Annotated in this window: 19 protein-coding genes; 6 read left to right on the top strand and 13 right to left on the bottom strand. The window is 52.4% G+C overall.

What is annotated here, in order from left to right:
• Positions 1–63: 63 nt before the first annotated feature.
• On the bottom strand, positions 64–933 hold the full coding sequence (locus AB1L42_RS05590) for a homocysteine S-methyltransferase family protein (protein WP_367052253.1): 870 nt from the start codon (positions 931–933) through the stop codon (positions 64–66).
• 398 nt (positions 934–1331) lie between these two features.
• Here AB1L42_RS05590 and AB1L42_RS05585 point away from each other — a divergent pair, with 398 nt between their 5' ends.
• Complete coding sequence (locus AB1L42_RS05585; RefSeq protein WP_367052251.1) at positions 1332–1610, top strand: branched-chain amino acid aminotransferase; 279 nt, start codon at positions 1332–1334, stop codon at positions 1608–1610.
• A gap of 227 nt (positions 1611–1837) precedes the next feature.
• Here AB1L42_RS05585 and AB1L42_RS05580 read toward each other — a convergent pair whose 3' ends face one another.
• From AB1L42_RS05580 to AB1L42_RS05560, 5 genes are all read right to left on the bottom strand, one after another.
• Positions 1838–2800, bottom strand: coding sequence for a TIM barrel protein (locus tag AB1L42_RS05580; RefSeq protein ID WP_367052249.1), 963 nt, complete (start codon positions 2798–2800; stop codon positions 1838–1840).
• Between the two features lie 121 nt (positions 2801–2921).
• On the bottom strand, positions 2922–3803 hold the full coding sequence (locus AB1L42_RS05575; protein WP_367052247.1) for a hypothetical protein: 882 nt from the start codon (positions 3801–3803) through the stop codon (positions 2922–2924).
• Between the two features lie 368 nt (positions 3804–4171).
• The gene (locus tag AB1L42_RS05570; protein WP_367052245.1) at positions 4172–5578 is read right to left on the bottom strand and encodes a metallophosphoesterase family protein; all 1407 of its coding nucleotides are present in this window, start codon (positions 5576–5578) and stop codon (positions 4172–4174) included.
• A gap of 155 nt (positions 5579–5733) precedes the next feature.
• Positions 5734–6189: a hypothetical protein gene (locus AB1L42_RS05565; protein WP_367052243.1), complete on the bottom strand. Its 456-nt coding sequence runs from the start codon at positions 6187–6189 to the stop codon at positions 5734–5736.
• Positions 6190–6427: 238 nt separating this feature from the next.
• A complete protein-coding gene (locus AB1L42_RS05560; protein ID WP_367052241.1) occupies positions 6428–7423 on the bottom strand; it encodes a DUF1559 domain-containing protein in 996 nt (331 codons plus the stop codon).
• A gap of 502 nt (positions 7424–7925) precedes the next feature.
• On the opposite strand from AB1L42_RS05560, the gene AB1L42_RS05555 reads away from it, so the two are divergent.
• Positions 7926–9500 (top strand): HTTM domain-containing protein, encoded by a 1575-nt coding sequence (locus tag AB1L42_RS05555; RefSeq protein WP_367052239.1) that lies wholly within the window; start codon positions 7926–7928, stop codon positions 9498–9500.
• A 13-nt stretch (positions 9501–9513) separates the two neighbouring features.
• On the opposite strand, the gene gltX is transcribed toward AB1L42_RS05555, so the two are convergent.
• The 4 genes from gltX to AB1L42_RS05535 form a co-directional block, all read right to left on the bottom strand.
• Positions 9514–11100, bottom strand: coding sequence for a glutamate--tRNA ligase (gene gltX / locus AB1L42_RS05550; protein WP_367052237.1), 1587 nt, complete (start codon positions 11098–11100; stop codon positions 9514–9516).
• Positions 11101–11380: 280 nt separating this feature from the next.
• On the bottom strand, positions 11381–11938 hold the full coding sequence (locus tag AB1L42_RS05545) for a DUF447 domain-containing protein (protein ID WP_367052235.1): 558 nt from the start codon (positions 11936–11938) through the stop codon (positions 11381–11383).
• A gap of 56 nt (positions 11939–11994) precedes the next feature.
• A protein-coding gene (prfB, locus tag AB1L42_RS05540) for a peptide chain release factor 2 (RefSeq protein WP_367052233.1) occupies positions 11995–13102 on the bottom strand; the annotation gives its coding sequence in 2 pieces (ribosomal slippage) (positions 11995–13032 and positions 13034–13102; 1107 coding nt in all).
• A gap of 144 nt (positions 13103–13246) precedes the next feature.
• Complete coding sequence (locus AB1L42_RS05535; RefSeq protein ID WP_367052231.1) at positions 13247–14554, bottom strand: glycosyltransferase family 4 protein; 1308 nt, start codon at positions 14552–14554, stop codon at positions 13247–13249.
• A gap of 127 nt (positions 14555–14681) precedes the next feature.
• Here AB1L42_RS05535 and rfbB point away from each other — a divergent pair, with 127 nt between their 5' ends.
• The 3 genes from rfbB (at position 14682) to AB1L42_RS05520 (ending at position 17290) form a co-directional block, all read left to right on the top strand.
• On the top strand, positions 14682–15701 hold the full coding sequence (gene rfbB, locus AB1L42_RS05530; protein ID WP_367052228.1) for a dTDP-glucose 4,6-dehydratase: 1020 nt from the start codon (positions 14682–14684) through the stop codon (positions 15699–15701).
• A gap of 122 nt (positions 15702–15823) precedes the next feature.
• The gene (locus AB1L42_RS05525) at positions 15824–16093 is read left to right on the top strand and encodes a MoaD/ThiS family protein (RefSeq protein WP_367052225.1); all 270 of its coding nucleotides are present in this window, start codon (positions 15824–15826) and stop codon (positions 16091–16093) included.
• Positions 16094–16156: 63 nt separating this feature from the next.
• The gene (locus AB1L42_RS05520) at positions 16157–17290 is read left to right on the top strand and encodes an exo-alpha-sialidase (RefSeq protein ID WP_367052222.1); all 1134 of its coding nucleotides are present in this window, start codon (positions 16157–16159) and stop codon (positions 17288–17290) included.
• On the opposite strand, the gene AB1L42_RS05515 is transcribed toward AB1L42_RS05520, so the two are convergent.
• From AB1L42_RS05515 to AB1L42_RS05505, 3 genes are all read right to left on the bottom strand, one after another.
• The gene (locus tag AB1L42_RS05515) at positions 17285–17548 is read right to left on the bottom strand and encodes a hypothetical protein (RefSeq protein ID WP_367052219.1); all 264 of its coding nucleotides are present in this window, start codon (positions 17546–17548) and stop codon (positions 17285–17287) included. The genes AB1L42_RS05520 and AB1L42_RS05515 overlap by 6 nt on opposite strands.
• Before the next feature lie 135 nt (positions 17549–17683).
• A complete protein-coding gene (locus AB1L42_RS05510) occupies positions 17684–19390 on the bottom strand; it encodes a hypothetical protein (RefSeq protein ID WP_367052215.1) in 1707 nt (568 codons plus the stop codon).
• Between the two features lie 327 nt (positions 19391–19717).
• On the bottom strand, positions 19718–20290 hold the full coding sequence (locus AB1L42_RS05505) for a helix-turn-helix domain-containing protein (protein WP_146507039.1): 573 nt from the start codon (positions 20288–20290) through the stop codon (positions 19718–19720).
• Positions 20291–21269: 979 nt separating this feature from the next.
• On the opposite strand from AB1L42_RS05505, the gene AB1L42_RS05500 reads away from it, so the two are divergent.
• A complete protein-coding gene (locus tag AB1L42_RS05500) occupies positions 21270–21698 on the top strand; it encodes a hypothetical protein (protein ID WP_367052211.1) in 429 nt (142 codons plus the stop codon).
• Positions 21699–21743 lie beyond the last annotated feature (45 nt).

Raw genomic sequence — 21743 nt, 5'->3', positions numbered from 1 at the left:
GGAGCTGCCGGATTCACTCAACTTTCGGATCTGGAAGAAATCTTCAACTCGGACAGAAAAACCCTAAACCACTGATTTCATGTCACTTATGTGCTGCGGAGTAGTCCCGCAGCAACCTCCAATCAAGCGAAAGTTGTACATTCTCCATTCCGCAACAAACCCGGCGTAAACTGCCGGATCAACTCCCGGAGTCGATTCCCAAACCCCTGGACCGATCATTCGTCCCGTGTTGGCGTAAGCCCCGACGATTCCCTTCTGCAGATCGGATGGAAGCGACGCCACAATCTGCCCCACTTCATCAACCGGAACACAATTCAGCAGGCAACCAAGCGGATTCCACTGAAGGACTCGCGGCAACGCTTCGCTGAGAGGTTCTCCTGAAAGCAGTTCTCCTGAACCATTGCAGACAAAACTGACGAAGAACGGACATCCCGATTGCTCTGCACGGCGAGCAATGATCTCCGCTTCCCGAATCGTCAGCTGAGTTTCAACTAGAAGCACATCGACGCCCGCTTCGCAGAGGTGTTCAATCATCTCAGCATGATGACGATCGAGTTCATCCAGCACCGGAGTCTCTTCCGGCGAATAGCAGTCTCCCAGCGGAGCAATCGAACCCGCCACGTAAACCCGCCCCTGACTTGCTCCTCGCGCGAGATCGACAGCTTCACAAGTCAATTCTCGACCCATTCCGTTCCATGGAGTCGCTTCCAGGTTTTGTGAATGTGTGCGGAAGGTGTTGGCAGTCAGAATCTCTGCCCCAGCCTTAACGTAATCGCGATGAATCTCAGCGAGTAAATCCGGAGCATTTCGAATCGCAGCTGCGGACCAGCCAGGAGCGACCAACTCAAACCCTCTCCGTTCCAACTCTGTTCCCGTGGCCCCATCGAGCAGAATTGGTGCTCCATTCTTGTATCGTTCGAGGAACGGCTGCATTTTCTGACCTGCTCTTCTGAGCCACTTCATCTCCGAAACGATGAGGCACGCCTCACGTTTCGAATTCTCCACAACGATGACGATGGGCAACGCGATACACAAACAACTGCTGTATCAACACTTACGGCTCTGAACGAAAACGCTGCACCGGGACTCCGCAGTGAACGTTGCATCTACGAAACACTCGCTGCCTCGTCGCATTGTTTCAACACTGAAGTGTTTCAGTTTCTTTTCAAACACGTAACTCACTTCACAATAGAGAGTTGCAGCCACATCACAACACTCTTTACGAGGCCATGACAAGATCCGTTGACCTCTTTCGGCACGGGCTCTGCTTTTGACAAGTTTCATCAAACAACAAACGCGACTCCTGTTTCCTCCACCGAAGGGTCTTCACCATGAACACAATTTTCACCGCACTCCTCAATGACGAAGCTGGTTTTATTGTCTCCGCTGAACTCGTCCTCGTAGCGACGATTTGCGTGCTGGGCATGATCGTTGGGCTCAACGAAGTCTCGCTCAACATCAACAATGAACTGGAAGATGTTGGCTCCGCATTCGGATGCATTCAGCAAAGCTACTGCACTTCAGGACTTCGCGGCCACAACGCACACGTCAGCCCCAGTTCTTTCATCGATCGACCAGACTTCTGCATCGGTGAAAACGACATCAAGTAAAGCGGGACGGCTGATCTGAATGACTCCCCGATCAAGAATGCCTCAAGAGCTTTGCACCACTCTCAGTTGCATTGATCGGATTCAAGGAGTCGCGGTGAGGAAATGGATTGCTGACTTGCCGTAGATGCCTCGATTGGAACATCGAGGCATCTTTTTTTGTGTTCCCACTTCCTTCATTTTTTACCGAGACCTCAGGTCTCGTCTCAAGATACTTGTCTCAACCCAGCTTAGAGATTCTTCTCCGACTCGCTTTCTTGAACGAGTTCAATCAGCTCATTGAGGTAATTCCGCTCATCCTGAGCTGCCTGTTCCGGATCGCGGATCGTTTCCCAGTAGTCTGCGGACATTCCCTTGAATGGATTGACGTACTCAAACGTCAATGTCCCGTCGAAGCCACCTTCGATCGCCGAACGAAGAACGCTCTCCCAACAGACATCTCCATCCGCAAGAGCAGTCCACTCGTAGCTGAAGTCACCCCGGGGCATATAGGCAAATTGCGGATCGTGATGCCGCTTGACGTTCTTCAGATGTAGAAAATCGACCGAACCGGAAAGCTCCGCCAATTCATCGAGTTCGTTCAGCCCCTGGAAGTAAGCATTCACCGGGTCGTAAGCAATTCCTACTCGACAGACATCCCTGACACCGTTTTGAATTTCGAGAAGTTCGTCAGAGCAAGACGTCGTTGAGTTTTCATTATTCTCGATGAGAATTCCGACATCGAGGTCGCCTGCCAGCTTCCCGACATCGCGCAGCCCGGTCATCGTTCGCTCGAACGCTTCTTCTTCAGAAAACAGTTCGCCGTCGTAGCTTTCGCGAGTGTTATTGATCGCCCGTACAAACGAGATGTTCAGATCGGACGCGAGTTGGATGTAATCCCGAAACGTTTTCCGATTCGCATCGCCCAACTCTCCGCGAAGATTCACAGGATTGGCGACATACAAGCAAAGGATCGGAATGTCGAACTCTTCACACGCAGATCGTATGTCAGCCCGAGCAGATTGATGCACGTGACACGGGCCAAGCATGTCGTACCCAAAGGCCGCGGAATTTCGAATCGGGTCTCCGGGGATTCCGAGAGTCATTCCCCGAGCATCGACGGCGTGCCAGCCAAATCGACGAGCCCAATCCAGAACCTGGAAAATCCCACGAGGATGCTTCCAACCAATCGCACCGTACAGAGCTGTCTGCATCAGCCGCTCCCTTCTGAGATCGAACATTCTCAACGGAATCTGCTGTACAGATTACCATCCCGAATGTTCCATCGCCACGAAGGAAGTCACCGGCAATTTGCAGACAACTCGACGTCAAACATCAAACCGTGCAGACAGCACTGGTATACGGATTGTCCCAGTTGCAGGCGTTCGTCACTTTTTCGATTTGAGCACGGTTCAGATAAGACTTGTACCGCTGCCGTCCTCCGTAAGTGTTCGCAACACCTGTCTGGTTCATGAGATTGTTATTCTGGACAGTCCCCGTTGGATGCGGCAGTCCGAGAAAATGGCCAATCTCATGAGCGTAGACCAACTCGTAGATCCGCTGATCGATTGTGTTGTCCATCACAATCGCCTTCCCATTCTGGGCTGCCCACCCACTTCCCCCATATTTGTTGATGAAGAATGTGGTGACATGCGCATCGCCATCGGCAAGAGTCTTAAACTGACTCGCCATTTGGCCTCCCCCTGTGAACGTTGTGGCAATCTCGGACATCGCAGATGTCGAACGCAACGGAGGTCCCGTCATCGTGAAGTCAAGATTGCCCTGCCAAGAATAAATCGCACGCAAGACCGTCAACATCTTTTCTGCCTTCGAAACAGTAAATACCGTTTTGTAGTCGTCAGTGACTCCGGGTGCGTCGTTGTTGACGTTATAGAATGCCAGTCGAAGCGTTGATTTGGCCGTGACGTGAAACCGAATTGTCGTCGACCCAACTGTGACGTCTGTCGTTCCCGTTCCCGTCGGTTCGACCACCACCGGGTAACGCCCCCCAACGCTACGAGACGAAGGAGTGATCTTCAGAATATTGCGGGTCATGCTGAAATCCGACTTCTCCGCCCGGCGATTCAAGAACAAGCTCGTGGAGCGTTTCTGCGGATACGGAATGTAGACCCAGGTGACCTGACCGGAAGCATTCAGTTCCAACCCCCGTCGACCAGTGCCATTTCGTCGTGGATACCAGAGAAATTCGTTCGCCATGACTCCCGCTCCTGCTCATGAGATTGTCAAAGAAGTTGATTCCGTCGAAAAACGGATCAACCTGTCCGAGAAACGCTTCGCGTCTCTTCAGTCAAAGTGCCCATGGCTATTCTCGTGAGCCAATCCGGAAAGTTGCTTGCTATCTCTGTTTTTTCAGAAACTGGTCGAGTGACCATCACGAAACATTTGGCGTAGGCAATCACGCTGCCCGATCGAAATCGCTTACGTGCAAAGAGAATGCATTGAAGTCAGAGCGGAAGTCAGCAGCTCTAATACAGCTATCAGATGACCCGCGTCAGCCCATAAAAAAAGCGAAGCGACCAAAACCTTGGCCGCTTCGTGATCATCTCAGAATTGAGTCGTCGAACTTATGGAGCTCGTCGTCGTTCCGGAGTGTTCGGAACTTCTTCAATCATTTCGTTGATCATTCCCTCCCGCTTGACGAGAGTGAATGCATCGTACAAATCGCCAATCGCGGTGCGTGCTTCAAAGCGAAGCTTGTCCCCATCAATATGGATGATCTGATAGAGCTGTGTATCTTCAGCAACACGTTCCATGAACGGGTGCGGCTGAATGTTGTACATCTTTGGTCCACTGACTGAAACAACATAGACGGTTCCAGTTGTCGGATCGACGTTGTTCACTCCCGTCGGCACGTTAACAGTTCCCACCGTCGGAACTTCTTCGTTCTCCGGCTCAGGCTCAGCTTCCGCACCTGCGAGAGGTGTGTGAAGTCCTGTTCGGCCGTAAGTGTGATCGTGTCCCTGCAGGACGAGATCAACTTTGAATTCATCGAAGATCGGTTTCCAGATGTTTCGCAGCTCAGTGTTGTCGCGTCCTTTTCCGGTCGAGTACATCGGATGGTGAAAAGTACACACAACCCATGGACACTCGTTCTGTTCGAGGACTTTACGCAACCAGACAGCCTGATCTTCCTGCTGTAGATTGCTGTTCATCCCGATAATTCGAACTCCCTGGTACACGAGCGTGTAACAGGATTCTTCCAATCCGACAGGACCATTCGTTGGGAATGCAAAGGTCGGTCGCCAATGGTGTGACAATCGACGAGTTCCGTCAGCCTGTTTGACCTGCTCATGATTCCCCGGGACAGCCACGCTGGGAACCATTGCATTGAGAAATGCCCCAGCTCCGAACCACTCTCCCCATTCTCCATCCGACTCGGCAGAGTTAATGAGATCGCCAGCATGCAGGAAGAAGGCTGCATCCGGAGCATCGCCGTATGCTTCCCGAATCACACGTGACCACATCGATCGCACGTTATTCTGTGCGTCACCGAAATAGATGAACGAAAACGGTTCCGCTGCGTCGCTGGCAGTTGTGAAGTGAAACCATTCACTCCAGTTTCCTCCATCGCCTACGCGATACGCGTACTTGGTGGAGGATTCAAGATCTGCAAATTCAACGGTGTGATAGTGAGCAGTGCTCAAATCGGTCAGCAACGCCTGAGCTGTTGCCTCGACCTGAACGGCCTTCTCAGGAAATCCAGGGCCGCTGTCAGCGACCGCAATTTCCGCCAATCCTTGACGAACTTCAGTCGAAGTCCGCCATGTCACAGCTTGTGTCGTCGCTGGATCACCCGTCCAGGTCAGAACAATTCGATCAGGCACGACGGTCGGCTCGTAAACGCGTTCAGGACGCGCAACGGGTGGACCATGCACATGACCATCTTCCGGACCATGACCCCAGGCACTCATCGGCGCCAGACAAACAGCCACGGCCAGAGAACTTTGAAAGAACGCTTGAAACTTCAACATATACTTATTCATCCGTATTACTAATACACGACAATACGTGAACAGCAAAATCATCAACAGTAACAATCAACTCGCAGACGTATTAAGATTTAGGACAGCCACGACTCTAGTTAGTTCTAACTCTCTGATTACTAACCAGCTACACATCCGTCCGATTACTCGTCTTCTTCGTCATCTCGCTCTTCCGCAGCTTGTTCGTCTTGCATCATCTTCTGGCGGCGGTTTGCTTCTGGGAGCTCGAAGGTGAATTCGTTGTCCTCTCCACCTTTCACTTCCACTTTCCGCACTTCAACTGAATCGCCAACGACGCAATCACATGACTCGCCCATGAGCCAAACGCGGACGCTATGCTCGCCGATCACTCCACCGTCGGTCTGATCGTAAGTCCCGAGAACGAACTCGCCATTTTCGTTTGTGATCGCGAATCCCTGCTTTCCAACGACTGCCGACTCCCCTTTTCGGAGCGGGTTGAATGCGACGTATGCTCTCGCCAGGGGTTCCCCTTTGCACATCACCTTTCCGGTGACAGGAGCGGTCGTAAACTCTTCCAGCCCACCACCACAACCGACCAGACAGCATGCGGCAATCATCGCAACAAAACACTCTCGCATCTTCTTCGTTCCTGTTTTCGCAGTGTTCGACCCGACCGATGAAGTCTCAAGAAAAACCTGATGCCGGATACTCAACTGGCGATCAGTTGATTCCGGAAGACATCAAAGACTCGATCAGTTCGTTCGTGATCTAAGTTTAAAGTTTAAAACCCAAAACTTGCATACCGGCGAACTCCCATATCCGATGACGTTGAATAGTTCTGGAAGAACACCGACATGCAAGGCAATTTGACCAAAATTAGAATTCGCCGATTGGCTGTCCATCGCTTCGGTCATGCAAGTTTCCGTAAGTTTCTTGATCGATGTTCTCACTCAGGAAGTGAACCGATCCGTCTCCGAATGTAAACATTGCTCCGCCAACGTGCCAGCTGAAGGCACAGTCGTCGTTGATCGCATAGAACATACGGTTGATGTTGACGCGGCAGTTAATTGGTGAGTTGGTTCGTCCGTTGATTCGAGCACTTTCGTCCGATGCGGAAGTTCCGATCCAGATTGGCCAGTCTTGGAGATGGTCTGCGGTCCCTGTGTTGACTCGGTCTCCATCGCGAGTGTAAGCCGATTCACCAATCATCACGGTGTTGCTGAGGCCGTCAGTACAGTCGCGGAATCGACGTCCCCCACCCTCTGCCATCTTGTGAAGCATGCCGAAATCACCGCGGTAAGATCCACCGCAGGCTTTGTAGGAAATTGTTCCGTAGCCAATAAGTTTATTGTTTGGCAATGCCGCAACAGTGGCTCCTGGAATCGCCCATGAATCTGGGTATTGAGTTGGCATCGCAGAACTTGGGCAGAGGTAACCTGGAATCACTGTTTCGCCGCCTGGAACGCGAGCATCGTCACCCAGTCCAACTTGTGTTGGATACATTTGCTCGATTCGGTTTGGATGATCTTTTCGGATGATTCCCGGCTGTCCTTGTGGATTGACCAGTTGGTAAAGAGGCCCCTGATCGATGTACGGGAGAATGTAAACGGACCATGCGAATCCGTCGTCGTCCAGGCCAGCATCATCATCAACATCGCCATAGAGAGCAGCTGGAAGAACGCCAGCCACATCGTAGTAGTTGTGCAGCGCCAGTCCGATTTGCTTCAGGTTGTTTCGACATTGTGTTCGACGTGCAGCCTCTCTGGCCTGCTGAACGGCTGGAAGCAGCAGTGCGATGAGGATCGCAATGATAGCGATCACGACCAACAGCTCGATGAGGGTAAACCCTGCACGTTTTACAAACCTATTCATTCCCAAAATCCTCCACGTGATTACTGTAAGACAGTCCGGCCGACCCGAGAGCAGTCGACTTCGGTTACGACGGCCGAAGTACAACAATTGCGGCTGCTCAGTGAAAGGTTCTGGAAGTGAGATTCAGAGGAGAATTTCGCGCGGAAGCCCGAACGTGAACAACGGAAGACGAGTTGCGTGAAGATCGACAGCAAATCTCTTCACACAATTAAAGTGGCAAATATATCGATTCGCTTACATGAATTTAATAACCACAAACGGTTAAGAACTACAGTGGAAACGCTCGCTGCAATCTCACCAATTCTTAACACAAACCAATGCTTTTCTCCGTAAGATTCAACTGTTGAATTTTGTGGTCGGAGCTGCGCATGCGACAACCCGTTCTGAGCCATAGCTTCCCTTCTTTCACTGCAAGAGCGTCTTTCGTCCTGTCGGCAGAAGACCTGAGTCAACTGACTGAGACGAACACGCGATTGCGAACAAACACGTTGATTCCTTTTCCATGACCGAGGCATTTCACAACCCGCCAAATCTGCCGTCTGAGGAAAAACAGACGAGTAAGATCCCCTTCAGCGAATATTTGTTTGAAGGCGTTTCCATCGACTGGCTGATCGTCTACCGCATCAGTTTCGGGCTTGTGATGGCCTGGTTCTCCTCAAAAAGCATTGAGGAGATCAACTACTACTACGTCGACCCATTGTTTCACTTCACATATGACGGGTTCGAATGGATTGCTCCGTGGGATTTCCAGACAACCATCGGAGAAACAACCGTCCACGGGATGCATTTAGTCTTCGCAGCCATGGTCGTCTGCGGAGTTCTGATCGCGATCGGATTCTGGTATCGCATCGCTGCAACAGCTTTTGCGGTCCTGTTCACGTACATCTTCCTGTGCGACAAGTGTTACTACCAGAATCACTATTACCTGGTCACCATTCTGAGCTGGATGATGCCGTTTCTGCCGGCCAATCGTGCGTTCTCAATCGACGCTTTGCTTCATCCAGAGATTCGCTCGTTCGCTGTGCCCCGCTGGACTCTGTGGATGTTGCGTTTTGAGATTGGTGTCCCCTATTTCTTCGGAGGGATCGCGAAAATCAACGCGGATTGGTTGCGTGGTCAGCCGATGCGATTGAATTTCGACTCCGCTCTGGAAACCGGTATGCTCAGTCAGTTCCTCGACAGCGAAACCGTCGTGCAAATGTTCGTCTGGGGTGGACTGCTGTTCGATCTGTTGATTGTCCCAGCCTTGCTCTGGAAACCGACTCGCCTTCTGGCGTTTCTCCTGTGCCTGGGTTTTCACCTGACTAATGCATTCACGTGGACTATTGGAATCTTCCCTTGGCTGATGATCCTCGCAACGACAGTCTACTTTGAACCCGACTGGCCAACGCGCGTGGTCTCCCGTCTGACGGGGATTCGACATCGCCCCTCGACCGATCTGGTGACTTTTTCGATGTCTAGGTTTTCAAAGCAGTTGACGACAGCTTGTCTCATCGCCTTCGTCGCATTTCAGTCGCTGATGCCGTTTCGACACTTTCTCTTTCAGCGAGATCCGAACTGGGATGAATACGGTCATCACTTCTCGTGGCATATGTTGCTGCGTGCCAAACAGCAGGCGCTCGCAGTCTACGCCACCGATCCAGCGACCGGCCGAACCGGGATGATTGACTTGAAGGACTTCGTCACCATTCGCCAGCTGGCTGTCGTTTCACGTGACCCGCGCTTGATCCACCAATTGTGTCATCACATTCAGGACGAACTCGCAGCCATCGGTTACCGCGATCTGGAAATTCGAACGATCGCACTCGTCTCGCTCAACGGTCGAAAACCACAGCTGATGATTGATCCCAACGTCGATCTGGCCGCTGTTCCGTTGAGTTGGAAGTATCCCAGCTGGGTCGTCCCGCTCAAAGAGCCCTTTCGACATGATGCCTGGGAAGTCCCGGTCAATCGCTGGCTGAATGTCGTGGAGTTTTCTCCCCCACTTCCGGACGCAGTCGCTGAAGTCGCGCTGAAACAAAATTCACCGCCGAAGAATCCGGTCGACGGTCAACCTCAAGCTTCGGACGATACTTAGGCCGCTTTCCCGGTCACTCAGACTTTTCGCTCTCAGCCTTTTGGATAGCTCGATCAATTCGGGCGAGTGAAGATTCGCGACCGAGTAGTTCCAACGCTTCGAACATTCCCAAGCCAGATGCCTTTCCGGTAGTCGCGACGCGAAGGGAATGAATAATGTCGCCAAACCCGAGGTTGTTCGCTTCCATCCATGATTTGAATTCACTCTCCAGCGCTACTGCGGTGAAGTCTTTGGAGTCCGCGAGAACAGATCGATAGTCACGGAGAATCTCAACGGCCCTCTCAGGTTTGACGAGTCTCTTCGCGAATGCCTTTTCGTCGTACGTCAGATCTTCATCAGCAACGAGGAATTCATCGAAGGCGAGAATGTCGCTGGCAAGTTTCAATCGGTCCCCAGAAGCTTCAATCAAACGGCAAATCTGGGCGCGCTGCTCTGAGGAGATTTCTTCTCCAACGAATCCTGCACGCTGCAGGAACGGAAGGCACATGTCGTACTTCTCGTCTGTCGAGAGTTGCTCCATCCAGTATTCCTGGTACGACAACAACTTATCTGGATCGAGACCGGCCGAAGCTTTGACAATTCTGTCCAGCGAGAAGTTTTCGATCACAAACTCGCGAGACATATTCTCCGTCTTGTCATCGAGTGACCATCCGAGTCGTGACAACCCGTTGATAATCGCTTCCGGGAGAAAACCAGCTTCCCGATAGTAAGCGACCATGACGGGATTGAGTGTCACCGAGCTTCCCAGGTTTAACTTCGGAAAGACGGCATCCGCGATATCGAAAAGCTTCTTAAACTGAGGATTCTTTTTATACTTTTCGAGTTTCTTATCTCGCTTGCTAAGCTTCTCTTTTGTTCCCGGCGCAGCCACAAATGGAATGTGTGCGAACTCCGGAACGTCGTAGCCCAGAGCCTGATAGATGAGCACTTGAACGGCCGTATTCGTAAGGTGTTCTTCGGCTCGAATCACATGTGTGATCTCCATCGCAGCATCGTCGACAACTGTTGCGAAGTTATAGAGCGGAGTTTGATCTCCTCTCATAATAACCGGATCGGGAATCAGTCCGCAGTCCCACTCGACGTGTCCGCGAATGTGATCATCGACTGAGACCTTTTGACTTCGGTCAACAAGCAAGCGAATGACCGATGGTCGTCCCTCTTCCAGGTACTGCTGCTTTTCACCGTCGCTCAACTCCAACGACCGACGAACGTTGAGGAACTGACGCTTTTCTTGTTCGGCCGTTTCACGATCCTGCTGGACGAGTTCGGGCGGATCGAAGTCATGATACGCGTGACCGGATGCCAGGAGTTTCTCAACTGCTGCGATGTAGAATTCGGATCTCTCAGACTGAAAGTAAGGTCCATATTCTCCACCGATTTCAGGACCTTCATCCCAATCAAGACCGAGCCACTTGAATGCTTCGAGGATGGGGCTCAGTGCATCGTCGACATTGCGAGCCTGATCGGTATCGTCAATTCGGAGGATGAACTTGCCGCCGGTGTGCCGAGCCCACAGCCAGTTGAAGAGTGCAGTCCGCATTCCGCCAATGTGCATATACCCCGTCGGCGAGGGAGCAAATCGAGTTCGAACTGTCGACATGAATCAATACCAATCAATCTAAACGGTTGTCTTAGAGCAAGTTGCTCTTTCTTGTGCACTCGCTTGCGATGTTTCACAAGTTAAATGGCCGTGCGAGTTCGTGCACACCAAATCAAAAAATGCTTTAACAATACCCAGGAGTTAAAAAGTGCATTAGTTGCGATGGCTTTGTTTCATCGCGGGCTATGGCACTCAACTCAGGAGTTCGCCGGTCTTTCTTGCGCGACTTCCTCGATACTCATTCAACGTAACTGTCTACTCTCTTGATGAGTGCGTCGCGCTAATGATTGTCGATAAAACTCACAAGAAGCTGAAACGTCTCTTTGTCGGCGTCGTTCGCAGTTTTATCGACGATTACCTGAAGTCGTTCGATCTGCTTGCGAACCTCTTCGGCTTTGAGCAGTTGCAGGCGAGTCGCCAGGATCGAGGCTTCGAGAATCGCATGACGCGCCCGGTTGTAGCCCCAGAATTCTCGAAGAGTTCCGGTGTGTTTCAGCTGCGTTCGAATTTCGCTGCGTGCTTGAGAGTCATCAATTGAGACGACTTCGAACTCGTACCAGCGACAGGCGGAAGCCACAACCTGCCCATCAACGGACTGTGCTGGAATCAGATGGGGCATTTCGGACAACGTTCCAATGGCAGCACGGGCGATGATCCCAACATCATCAGTGACATGAAAAACGCCACATCGAGTGGACTGCAGATTTTGGAATGTCGCGGAAGACTGAAAAGGGCGAAACAGAAAAGACGTCAACTCATCATTCACGATGGGACCCATCGGGGCGATGTTCGTACTCCCGTCTGGATTTGTCGTGGTACACAGACCTTCAATGATCATTTGACTTCAACCTGATTCGGCCCAATCCCGCCATGTTCTCTGGATGCCGAGACATCCTACTTTGCAATGCTCCACCGCTGGTATGCTTCGATCAACTCATCCAGATCTCCATCGAGAATCTCGAACGGATTGCTCAACTTCAGATCCATTCGATCATCTTTCACGAATTGCTGAGGCTGCAACACGTAGTGACGGATCGTCTGGCCACCGAAGCCGATCTTCGACTTCTCTCCACGCCGCGCAGCTGTCGCTGCGCTCTGTTTGTCCTGTTCAATCTGGAACAGCTTCGCCTGAAGCATTTTTCGAGCAGCAGCACGGTTTTTGTGTTGGCTCCGTTCACTTTGACACTGGACGACAACGTTCGTGGACAGGTGAGTCAATCGCACCGCTGAATCGGTCTTATTGACGTGCTGTCCCCCCGCTCCGCCTGAACGATAGGTATCTTCGCGAACATCTTTGTCCCAGTCGACTTCAATCACTTCGGTCTCACCGAGATCGGGGATCACGTCGACAGCCGCGAACGAAGTATGCCGGCGACCTGCTGAGTCGAACGGGCTGATCCGCACCAACCGATGGTTTCCGGTCTCTCCCTTGAGATACCCGAACGCATAATCCCCTTTGACGTGCATCGTGACATTTCGAAGTCCAGCTTCTTCGCCCTCGGACTGGTCGACGATTTCAACGTCGTAGTCGTTGACTTCAAACCAGCGAAGATACATGCGCATCAGCATCTCGCAGAAGTCCGCTGCGTCTGTTCCCCCTTCGCCAGCCTGAATGGTCATGTATGCGTTCCCGGCGTCTTCCGGGTTCTTCATACTGGCCTGCAGCTCCATCGACTCAAGATCTTTCGAGAGCTTGTCGACCGTCTGCCGTAACTCGTCGAGCGAGCTATCCCCCTCTTCCATCTCGGCAAACTCCATGAGAACCTCAATGTCACCAGCTCCGGTGACGAGTTTCTGCATGGGCTTAATGACAGCATTGAGGCGCTGGAGTTCTTTGATCAACTCCTGGGCTTTCTCCTGATCATCCCAGAAAGTTGGCCCCGCCATAAGCTGGTCGATTTCTTCGACTCGTTCGACTTTCTGATCGTAGTCAAAGAGAGTCCTTAAGTTGAACGATGCGCTCCATCAGGGTCGTTGCGGAGTCTCGAAGTTCGCTGTCCATGGCCATTATGTCTTGCAGGATTGTGCGGAAAGTCGTCTGAAAACGGAATCCACGATTCTAGGCGGGCCTGTGAATGGAATCCAGCTAAGCCCAGACGAAGTTTGCGAATCAGCACTTCGGTGATCTCTAAATCGCTGTACTGGATCATTCGAACGGACGAATGTTGTCGATCGTGTCAATCATGTGCGAACTGAGTATCTCAACCGTCTTCTCAGCCATTCCTGCGTCGCTGTAATAGCTTCGTACGTTTTCCCAGCCGGGTTCGGCGTGTTTGAGTCGCTCGTCGTTGTCAGCGAGTTGAAGAAGCCCAGCTGCGAGCGCCTGCGGATCTCGCGGGGCGACGAGTATTCCCCCTTGTGTACGTTTTACGATTTCAGGAAACGACCCGTGTTCCGGCTGAACGACAGGTGTGCCGTTGGCGAGTGCTTCCAACACGTACAGCCCTTTCGGTTCCAGAAAGTCCGTCGGAACAGAAAGCACATCAACCGACTTCAGAAACGCAATCTTCTCTGCCGCAGTTTGAGGACTTCCGATGTATTGAATTCCATTGATATGCTCATTTGCGAGGGCCATCGACTCGGAGAAATAGGCTCGTTCGCCGGGGCCGAGATATCCTCCGACTTTCAATTCTGCGTCCGGAACGTTCTTTCGCAACTCAACGAAGGCGCTCACAGCATTGTGAAGCCCCTTCTCTCGACAAATCCTCGCAAAGTAGCCAACGGTATAACGAGGATTGTTCCGCTGTTCCGGTCGACCATCGTGTCCGGTCAGATTGATCCCCAACGGCAAGACGCTGAACTTCTCGGATGGCAGATTGAGATACTTCGAAATGTAGTCGCGGTAGAATTCGCTGTGAACGAGAAATCCGGTGAAGTCTTTCGCTCGTTCAGAGATGAGGTCAATCACTGGTTGACGATAGTCATCTGTGAGACCATCCAGAAAAACATCATCCCCTTGCAGAACGCAAAAAATCGGGCCTACGAAACGCTCTTTCAGAACACGAACTGCCCCCACGAGAAGTGCGTTGCTGAAGATGACGACATCCGGTTTGAGCTGGTCGCAGATAAAACTGTCCAACTCTTCGATCGCAGCCCGATGAGGACCTTCCTCGCCGCGAAGCATGGATATCGTCAGCTCACCAAGTTCGCTGGCTTGATTACTGACGGACCATTTCGTCGCCATTTTGATGAGGCCGGGATGATCGAGCCACCGGGTCAGGAATCGCGGCATCCTCCTCCAGAACGAATATTTGTCGTTCAGGTAGACGTTAACACCCCCAAAAAAGACACGACCGAGACTTTCGTTATCTTCGTCAAGGCGCAGCGGGGTGTAAGTGGGGATCAGTGAGACCTCGTGACCCTGCTGGATCAGCGCATGCGCCCAAGTGTTGTCATGCATGCATGATCCGCAAAACATTCCCGCCCCACCAGCTGTCACAATTGCGATATGCATTACGATTTCACACGTTTCTCAAACAATCCTGTGACAAACAGGGGCGACCATGGAGTACAGTACGGAAACATCCTTCGCCGGTTTGGCACCGGCAGAACACTCCCAACGGTCAGCTGGAAGCCTTGAAATGAAACGTATTGTGGTCACCGGAGGTTGCGGTTTTATTGGTTCGAATTTTATTCGACTCATGCTCGAATCGTACCCAAATCTGTCCATCATCAACATCGACAAATTGACCTATGCCGGGAATCCCGCCAATCTCTCCGACCTCGAAGGTCTCGATCGGTACGAGTTTCGCCACGGCGATATCTGTGACCGCGAGTTCGTCGACTCTGTCCTGTCTTCCGGCGACATCGATGCTGTTCTGAACTTCGCCGCCGAAAGCCATGTCGATCGATCCATTCTGGATTCCACACCTTTCGTCACCACAAACGTTAACGGAACACTGACGCTGCTGGACAGTTGCCGACAACATGAAATCGGTCGCTACCTTCAGGTGTCCACTGACGAAGTCTATGGATCTCTCGGAGCGGAAGGCTTCTTCACCGAAGAGACACCACTCGCACCGAACAGCCCTTACTCCGCGTCGAAAACATCCGCCGACCTGCTCGTTCGAGCTTACTTCCATACATTCGGATTTCCCGCGATCACGACACGCTGTTCGAACAACTACGGCCCCTACCAGTTTCCCGAGAAACTGATTCCGCTGTTCATTTCGAACGCTCGCAAAGATCAACAGCTTCCAGTTTACGGAACAGGTGAGAACGTCCGTGACTGGATTCATGTTCTCGATCACTGTCGCGGAATCGATGCAGCACTGCAGAAAGGTCGAGTCGGCGAGGTTTACAACTTCGGCGGGCGGACCGAAATGACCAACATCGCCCTCACCAAGTTGTTGCTTGAACTGCTGGGCAAATCGGAATCGCTAATCAAATACGTCACCGATCGTCCAGGACACGATCAGCGCTACGCGATTGACTGTAAGAAGGCAGAAGAGGAACTCGGCTGGGCTCCCGAAGTGAGCTTCGAGCAAGGGCTGCAAGAGACAATCGACTGGTACCTCGCCAATGAAGACTGGGTCGACAACATCCGCTCCGGTGAATATCTGAAATATTACACCGAGCAATACGGCGGACGACTCGCCTGATCGCCTCCACGACCTCCCATTGTTGACCGCCTGTGAGACACTTGCAGTATTGATCTCTCGCGAGCAGAATATCGCTACAGAGTTTTCGATGGCAGGTCTTTCTGTCCAGGTTTCAACTGGTCATGCCGATCGTTTCCTTCACCCCACATCTCAAACGACATCTCAAGTGTCCCCCGGAAAATGTCACGGGAGAGACTTTAGGGGAAGCGTTTCATCAGATTTTCGAGCACAACCCGCAGCTGCGCGGATATGTGCTCGATGATCAGGGTGCACTTCGCCAACACGTTGTCGTCTTCATTGATGACGCGGCTGTGCGCGATCGGCAACGTCTTTCTGATCCAGTCAAATCAGACAGCGAGATCTTTGTGATGCAAGCACTCTCCGGCGGATAGTTCGTTTACGGATATCAAGCGGAGTTGCAGCTGTTTTCCCGGAACGCACCACGAGGGCAGGTCATGAGCGACCGTTTATTTGCTGGAACTCGCAAGGGTTTGTTTCATATTGAACGTGGTGATCGGGAATGGTCCATCAAGAAAGTCGACTTTCTTGGCGACCCTGTCACGATGCTTCTCGACGATCCGCGTGATGGAACGCTGTACGCATCGCTGACGCTCGGTCACTTCGGTGTGAAGCTGCACCGCTCGCAGGACAACGGAGCGACATGGACCGAAGTCGCTGTTCCCGTCTATCCCGAAGGGGCGGTTTACGCAGCGAGCCAGGATGAAGAGACCGGGGAAACGAAAACGAAGCCAGCATCGCTCGACGAAATCTGGGCCCTCGAGCCGGGTGGACCCAATCAACCTGGATGGCTCTGGGCAGGCACCATTCCTGGAGGGCTGTTTCTGTCGAAAGATCATGGAGACACGTGGGAACTCGTCGAGTCACTTTGGAATCGTGAAGAGCGAATGGGCTGGTTTGGTGGAGGCAAGGATCGTCCTGGAATCCATTCCATTTGCGTCGATCCGCGTGACAGCCAGCACGTCACGATTGGAATTTCCTGCGGAGGAGTTTGGGAAACTTACGACGCTGGCGAAACCTGGGATCTCATTGGAGAAGGGCTTCGAGCGGAGTACATGCCTCCGAATCTGCAGAACAGCTTGAACATTCAGGATGCCCATCGACTCAGCCAGTGTTTGTCTGATCCCGACAAAATGTGGATTCAGCATCACAACGGAATCTTCCGGTCAGACAATGGAGCAAAAAACTGGTCCGAGATGGAGAATGTCCCGCCCTCCTCATTCGGTTTCGCCGTCTGTGTGCATCCACAAGATGGAAACACAGCCTGGTTTGTTCCGGGAGTGAAAGACGAGTGTCGAGTTCCTGTCGACAGCCAACTGGTGGTCACCCGGACTCGAGACTTTGGAGAAACATTCGAAGTCCTTCGTGAAGGACTTCCACAGAATCACTGTTACGACATCGTTTTCAGGCACGGTCTCGATATCGATTCCTCCGGCAATCGACTCGTCATGGGATCGTCAACCGGTGGGCTGTGGGTGACCGAAGATGGTGGCGATTCGTGGTCAACGGTCTCGAACACACTTCCGCAGATCTATTGCGTTCAGTTCGCACGACAACAATCAGAATCATGACCAGTCATCGCGAATATTGAGGTACCCCAGGTACGCACCACTGATCGTCATGACGATGCCCCCGATCACAGCGAGTCCAAAGATGACCGCCGTGGAGATCGAAATCTCGCCCTCTTGAGAAACGGTGACGACCCCGCTGATCGCTCCAACGATGACGACGGTTGCGCAAATCACCATGATGGCTGGCACAAGATTCGGATTTTTCTTTTGCCCAGCGACAACTTCCGATTCGGTATCGGAATTTTCTTCAGACATCATTCTTCCTCGCTGACTTGCAGCTTTGTTCGACGCTTGGTTTCTCGGTTCACATCAACGAACTGGGTACTTAATTCTTGTCGTCAGTTGCGCAACCCGTCAATCCCGCCGATTTGATAACCCTTAATGAGCGTAGCATCAGGGTTCGTTGACATCCGAAGGTGCCGCTTCTTCCGGAAGCTTTAAGACTTCTGCGAGCACAACACCTTGCCGTCGAATAGAAGCCAGAACTTCCGTTCCTTCCGGCGGGGGGAGTAGCGAAGCCCAAGGATCAGCTCGGCGATGAATCGTGAGCACGTATGGCGAAAGGGACTCGCGAGCATCATCATAGGCTGATAATTGAATGTCCGGCCTGTGCTTCATCCAGGAACCGCATCGCATGAATTCGAGTTGAAGCGGGTGCAGCACAGGTGCCATTTCAAGAGTCGCATTCTCCGGAATCTTCTCCGAAGCTTCCGCGAGCAGTCCCGGAGTCACGCTGTCGCCCCAATACGTCGCTTCGAATCCCCATACTTCCGCCTTCCAAAGCCCTGCAGTCAAGACGTTGTAATAACTGAGCTGGCAAGGATGCAGAGTCACCATTCCGACAATCGGTCCCGCCAAACCGACGAAAAGGACTGGCAGTACGACACGCTTCCCGTAGCGTCGGTAAATCGACGTCAGCGAACGATTCGCTCCCAAACCGATGAAGAGTGCAAAGGTCGGGAACGAGACCAGAAACAGTCGAACTCCGTCGTAGACAGTCACCCCTGGCAGACTCAATGCCAGCAGGGGCAGAAGCCAGGCCCCGAAGAAGAGCATTCCTCGCGGGTCGAAAATTGCATGCGATGAGTTTTCATCACCGGTGCGATTCGTCATCCCGATCCAACCGGCTGCAAGAAATGCAACTGGCATCGTGACCAGAAACATCACTGCTGGATAATGCCACGGGACTTCACGATCAGCAAACTTTTCGCCCCAGTAGAAGCAGTTCAAGCTCGCGCGTTCCGTCGCGCTCGCGAAGTACTCCTTCAAGTTTTCCGCAGGATCGATCCATAACCATGGCCAGCCAGCGTAGAAAACAAACGCGGCTGTCAGAAACAGAACGAGCATCGGCAGGATCGACCGGAGCTTCCAATTCCAGAGTGCCCACACGATCACGACGGGAGGCAGAAAGATTGCCTGGATTTTCGTCAGAAAGACCAAGCCCAGAAAGAAACCGGGAATGACTCCTGATCTCGCCCGAGGAGTCGTCTGACGTCCCCATCGATCTGCAAGCACCAGAAGAAACAACACCCAGGTCAGATTCGTACAAGATTCGAGAGAAGCCAAATGTGCATGACCAAAAACGCGAGGCATGCACAGCACAGAAATTCCGACGAAAGCACCAACGTCGCGACCAAACCAGCTCGCCGAGTATCGAATCAGGAAAAAGACCAGCAGCCCAAATTCAATCGCTGATGCAATCCGCGTGTAGCTGACGACATATCCGCACGGACCGGCAATTGGCCAAATCTTCTGACACAGCTCGTGCGAGAATCCGAGGGCAATCCGCCCCAACGGAGGATGATCGGGATTGTACGACGGGTCCGCGTAAATCTCTCTCAGCTTGTCGAGGCTGAAGTTGGACCAGTCAATGTTCTGATATCCCCGAGCGAGAGTGACTCCGACTTCGATGTTGAAGCCTTCATCGAATGTCAAACCGGGGCCACTGGCAGGGAACGGAAGTTCCTGAGCCGGGTCGATCGTTCCAATCACAAACAGTGTGGCAAACAGCCCAGCCCACCACGAAAACCATTGAGAACGAAAAAACGAAGCGACCTTTCCAAGAAAAGTCGCTTCGTCAATGTTGGTCGAGCCGCTCATAACGAGTCCGGGATTCCCTTCACTTCATGTGCGCGTATCTCACAACTTTAGAAGTAACAACGTTGAGCGAAAGACTGAATCAGATCTTCGCCTGACACGAACGTGAACTCTCAACACGCTAGCAGAACTCCCCAATGCTCTGCGATGGTGGACCCACGAATTCAGAGAACTCGTCTCTTGAACAGGGCCTGATCGTCCGCAGTTCTTCGCGTCTCAAAGCTGTTACGTCGTCTGGTCGTTGTCAACGGAACATGTGTCATCCATGACTACGGGTCAGCGATATGCTCGACACATCGCAAGAACCGCCTCGTTTACAAGGCAGTTAGCTTAAGCAAGCGTCTTGCGACGGCTGACCAAAGTACGGATGCGTTCAGCGAGCAGAGCTGCGTCGAACGGCTTGCGGAAGGTCTCGTTGAAGATCGTCCGATCGAATCCGCTGGCGGTGTCGTCATCACTGAGCAGTGCAATCAGCACAGTATCAGTGTAGTCACCGTTCTTTCGCAGATTCTGAGCGATCATCAAGGCTTCATTCCGCCCCATCGCAAAGTCAATCACGACGCAGTCGGGATGCAACGATTCGGCTTGAATGCCGGCTTCGAATCCACTTGCTGCGAGTTCAACTTTAAAGTCTTCGATCGGAAGGACTCCTTCCAATCCGCCACGCATTGTGCTGTCGACGCCAACGAGCAAAAGCTTGCCCATTGCTTCGTCTTCCAGTTCACCGAGTGGCATTCCGTGTTCTTTCAGGAACCGAATCAAGTGCTCGCGGGGAATCCGGCGATCCTGGGAACCGGGAATCCGGTATCCTCGGAGTCGGCCTGAGTCGAACCACTTACTTACTGTACGTGGTGCGACCTTGCAGATTTTGGCGACTTGACCGGTAGTGAAGATCGTCCTCATTGCGGGCTCTCCAATCACAATCTGTCTGGGTCCGAACAGCGGATGCTGTTCCAGATCTTCACCCCTCGTTCGACACGCGGCCGGCTCTCCTAGCCCGTGGGTCCATGGCATAAACCAGCGTCGTTTTCGGGGTCGTCTCAGGTTATTGTCATGCAAATCACTTCAAAGCTGTGCCCGTAGCAGACGATGCCACGAACCCCTTGCAGCTCTGGTGATCTACCAGTGGAGAGGAAGTCCAAAAGGTGAAAGCGCAATGCTTCCGCCTAACGACTCACAAGTGAAGAAATCCCCCATTGAGCCCCAGTCGCGTGATGATCAGAAAAGAGCGTTGTGAACATCTTGTTCACGCAACTCTCGAGATCACACTGAACTGTGAACTCCCCCCTATAAGTGATCAGTTGATTTCGGCTGATATGCGTCGTGCAATCGTTCGGAAAGGCGCTCCCGAACCGAAACTACTTAACCACCTGATGTACATTGTCGGCGTGGACGGGTCATCAACTTCAGTCGGATTCAACACTACGGTTCAGACGGACGGTGGAATTGCATTCTGCGTTACAAACCGTCCTTCCGATTGCTCCAGTTGGGGGAAATATGACACCGAAACAATTCGCACGACCGGCTCAATTTCTACAAAGCGGTCAATTCAATGTTTTTCAGTGACAACACGCCCGCATAACCCCACCTCACCGACTACTGAACACATGCTCCGGGCCTCGCTGTCAGGACTCAGTTTTTCTGGTCCCCCTTCAGATTTACCAGTGTCACACGTTTGACAATCTCGCCCACCTAAACTACCTAATCGAGAAAATTCGCGTGACCGGCAATGTTTGCCACTCGAAAGGATTCGATTTCATCACGCTTCACTGCCGGGAGTGAGTGTTCGGGACCGGGCAGTGAGTCATGTGATTTCCCCCGAGACTACCTTTTGAGACGGAGCAATTTCTGATGACACGAAACATTCTAAGCTTGATGGCTGTTGCAGCGTTCGTCGTCGCTGCTTCAGCGGATTCCGCATCCGCTCAGTGCGCCACCGGTGCCTGTGGAACCGCAACTGCATCTTACAGCAGCGCTTCATGCGGTCGTGTTCGTACTCGCACCTGCCGCGTTTCACGTCGTGCAGCTCGCACTCAGTGCGCACCACAGCGAGTTCGTCGCACCAAAAGCTGTGAAACTCCTTGCAGCACTCCATGCGCAACTTCCTACAGCAGCCCATGTGGAACAGCTCCTTGCGGAACAAGCCCATGCGGTACTGCTCCTTGTGGAACTTCCTACGGAAGCCCATGTGGATCAAGCCCATGCACAGTTCCAGCAGCACCAGCGACTCCTGCCGGTGGATCAGACGTCCCAGTTGCACCAGCTGATGGCGACGCTCCTGCACCACCCCCAGAATCTGTCTAATTTCTGACAGTTCGGTTACGAGCGAAATCCTCGCCTGTCGTTGACAGGCGGG

Source organism: Thalassoglobus sp. JC818 (assembly GCF_040717535.1).
In the GTDB taxonomy this organism is placed as follows: Bacteria; Planctomycetota; Planctomycetia; order Planctomycetales; family Planctomycetaceae; genus Thalassoglobus.
The sequence above is the reverse complement of the archived record's forward strand: the minus strand, read 5'-3'. Positions and strand labels throughout refer to the sequence as shown.

What these genes read in the sequence shown, in the direction of transcription:
- AB1L42_RS05590 (WP_367052253.1), bottom strand. Translation starts at nt 933, where the DNA reads ATGCAGCCGTTCCTCGAACGATACAAGAATGGAGCACCAATTCTGCTC.
- AB1L42_RS05585 (WP_367052251.1), top strand. Translation starts at nt 1,332, where the DNA reads ATGAACACAATTTTCACCGCACTCCTCAATGACGAAGCTGGTTTTATT.
- AB1L42_RS05580 (WP_367052249.1), bottom strand. Translation starts at nt 2,800, where the DNA reads ATGCAGACAGCTCTGTACGGTGCGATTGGTTGGAAGCATCCTCGTGGG.
- AB1L42_RS05575 (WP_367052247.1), bottom strand. Translation starts at nt 3,803, where the DNA reads ATGGCGAACGAATTTCTCTGGTATCCACGACGAAATGGCACTGGTCGA.
- AB1L42_RS05570 (WP_367052245.1), bottom strand. Translation starts at nt 5,578, where the DNA reads ATGTTGAAGTTTCAAGCGTTCTTTCAAAGTTCTCTGGCCGTGGCTGTT.
- AB1L42_RS05565 (WP_367052243.1), bottom strand. Translation starts at nt 6,189, where the DNA reads ATGCGAGAGTGTTTTGTTGCGATGATTGCCGCATGCTGTCTGGTCGGT.
- AB1L42_RS05560 (WP_367052241.1), bottom strand. Translation starts at nt 7,423, where the DNA reads ATGAATAGGTTTGTAAAACGTGCAGGGTTTACCCTCATCGAGCTGTTG.
- AB1L42_RS05555 (WP_367052239.1), top strand. Translation starts at nt 7,926, where the DNA reads ATGACCGAGGCATTTCACAACCCGCCAAATCTGCCGTCTGAGGAAAAA.
- gltX (WP_367052237.1), bottom strand. Translation starts at nt 11,100, where the DNA reads ATGTCGACAGTTCGAACTCGATTTGCTCCCTCGCCGACGGGGTATATG.
- AB1L42_RS05545 (WP_367052235.1), bottom strand. Translation starts at nt 11,938, where the DNA reads ATGATCATTGAAGGTCTGTGTACCACGACAAATCCAGACGGGAGTACG.
- AB1L42_RS05535 (WP_367052231.1), bottom strand. Translation starts at nt 14,554, where the DNA reads ATGCATATCGCAATTGTGACAGCTGGTGGGGCGGGAATGTTTTGCGGA.
- rfbB (WP_367052228.1), top strand. Translation starts at nt 14,682, where the DNA reads ATGAAACGTATTGTGGTCACCGGAGGTTGCGGTTTTATTGGTTCGAAT.
- AB1L42_RS05525 (WP_367052225.1), top strand. Translation starts at nt 15,824, where the DNA reads ATGCCGATCGTTTCCTTCACCCCACATCTCAAACGACATCTCAAGTGT.
- AB1L42_RS05520 (WP_367052222.1), top strand. Translation starts at nt 16,157, where the DNA reads ATGAGCGACCGTTTATTTGCTGGAACTCGCAAGGGTTTGTTTCATATT.
- AB1L42_RS05515 (WP_367052219.1), bottom strand. Translation starts at nt 17,548, where the DNA reads ATGATGTCTGAAGAAAATTCCGATACCGAATCGGAAGTTGTCGCTGGG.
- AB1L42_RS05510 (WP_367052215.1), bottom strand. Translation starts at nt 19,390, where the DNA reads ATGAGCGGCTCGACCAACATTGACGAAGCGACTTTTCTTGGAAAGGTC.
- AB1L42_RS05505 (WP_146507039.1), bottom strand. Translation starts at nt 20,290, where the DNA reads ATGAGGACGATCTTCACTACCGGTCAAGTCGCCAAAATCTGCAAGGTC.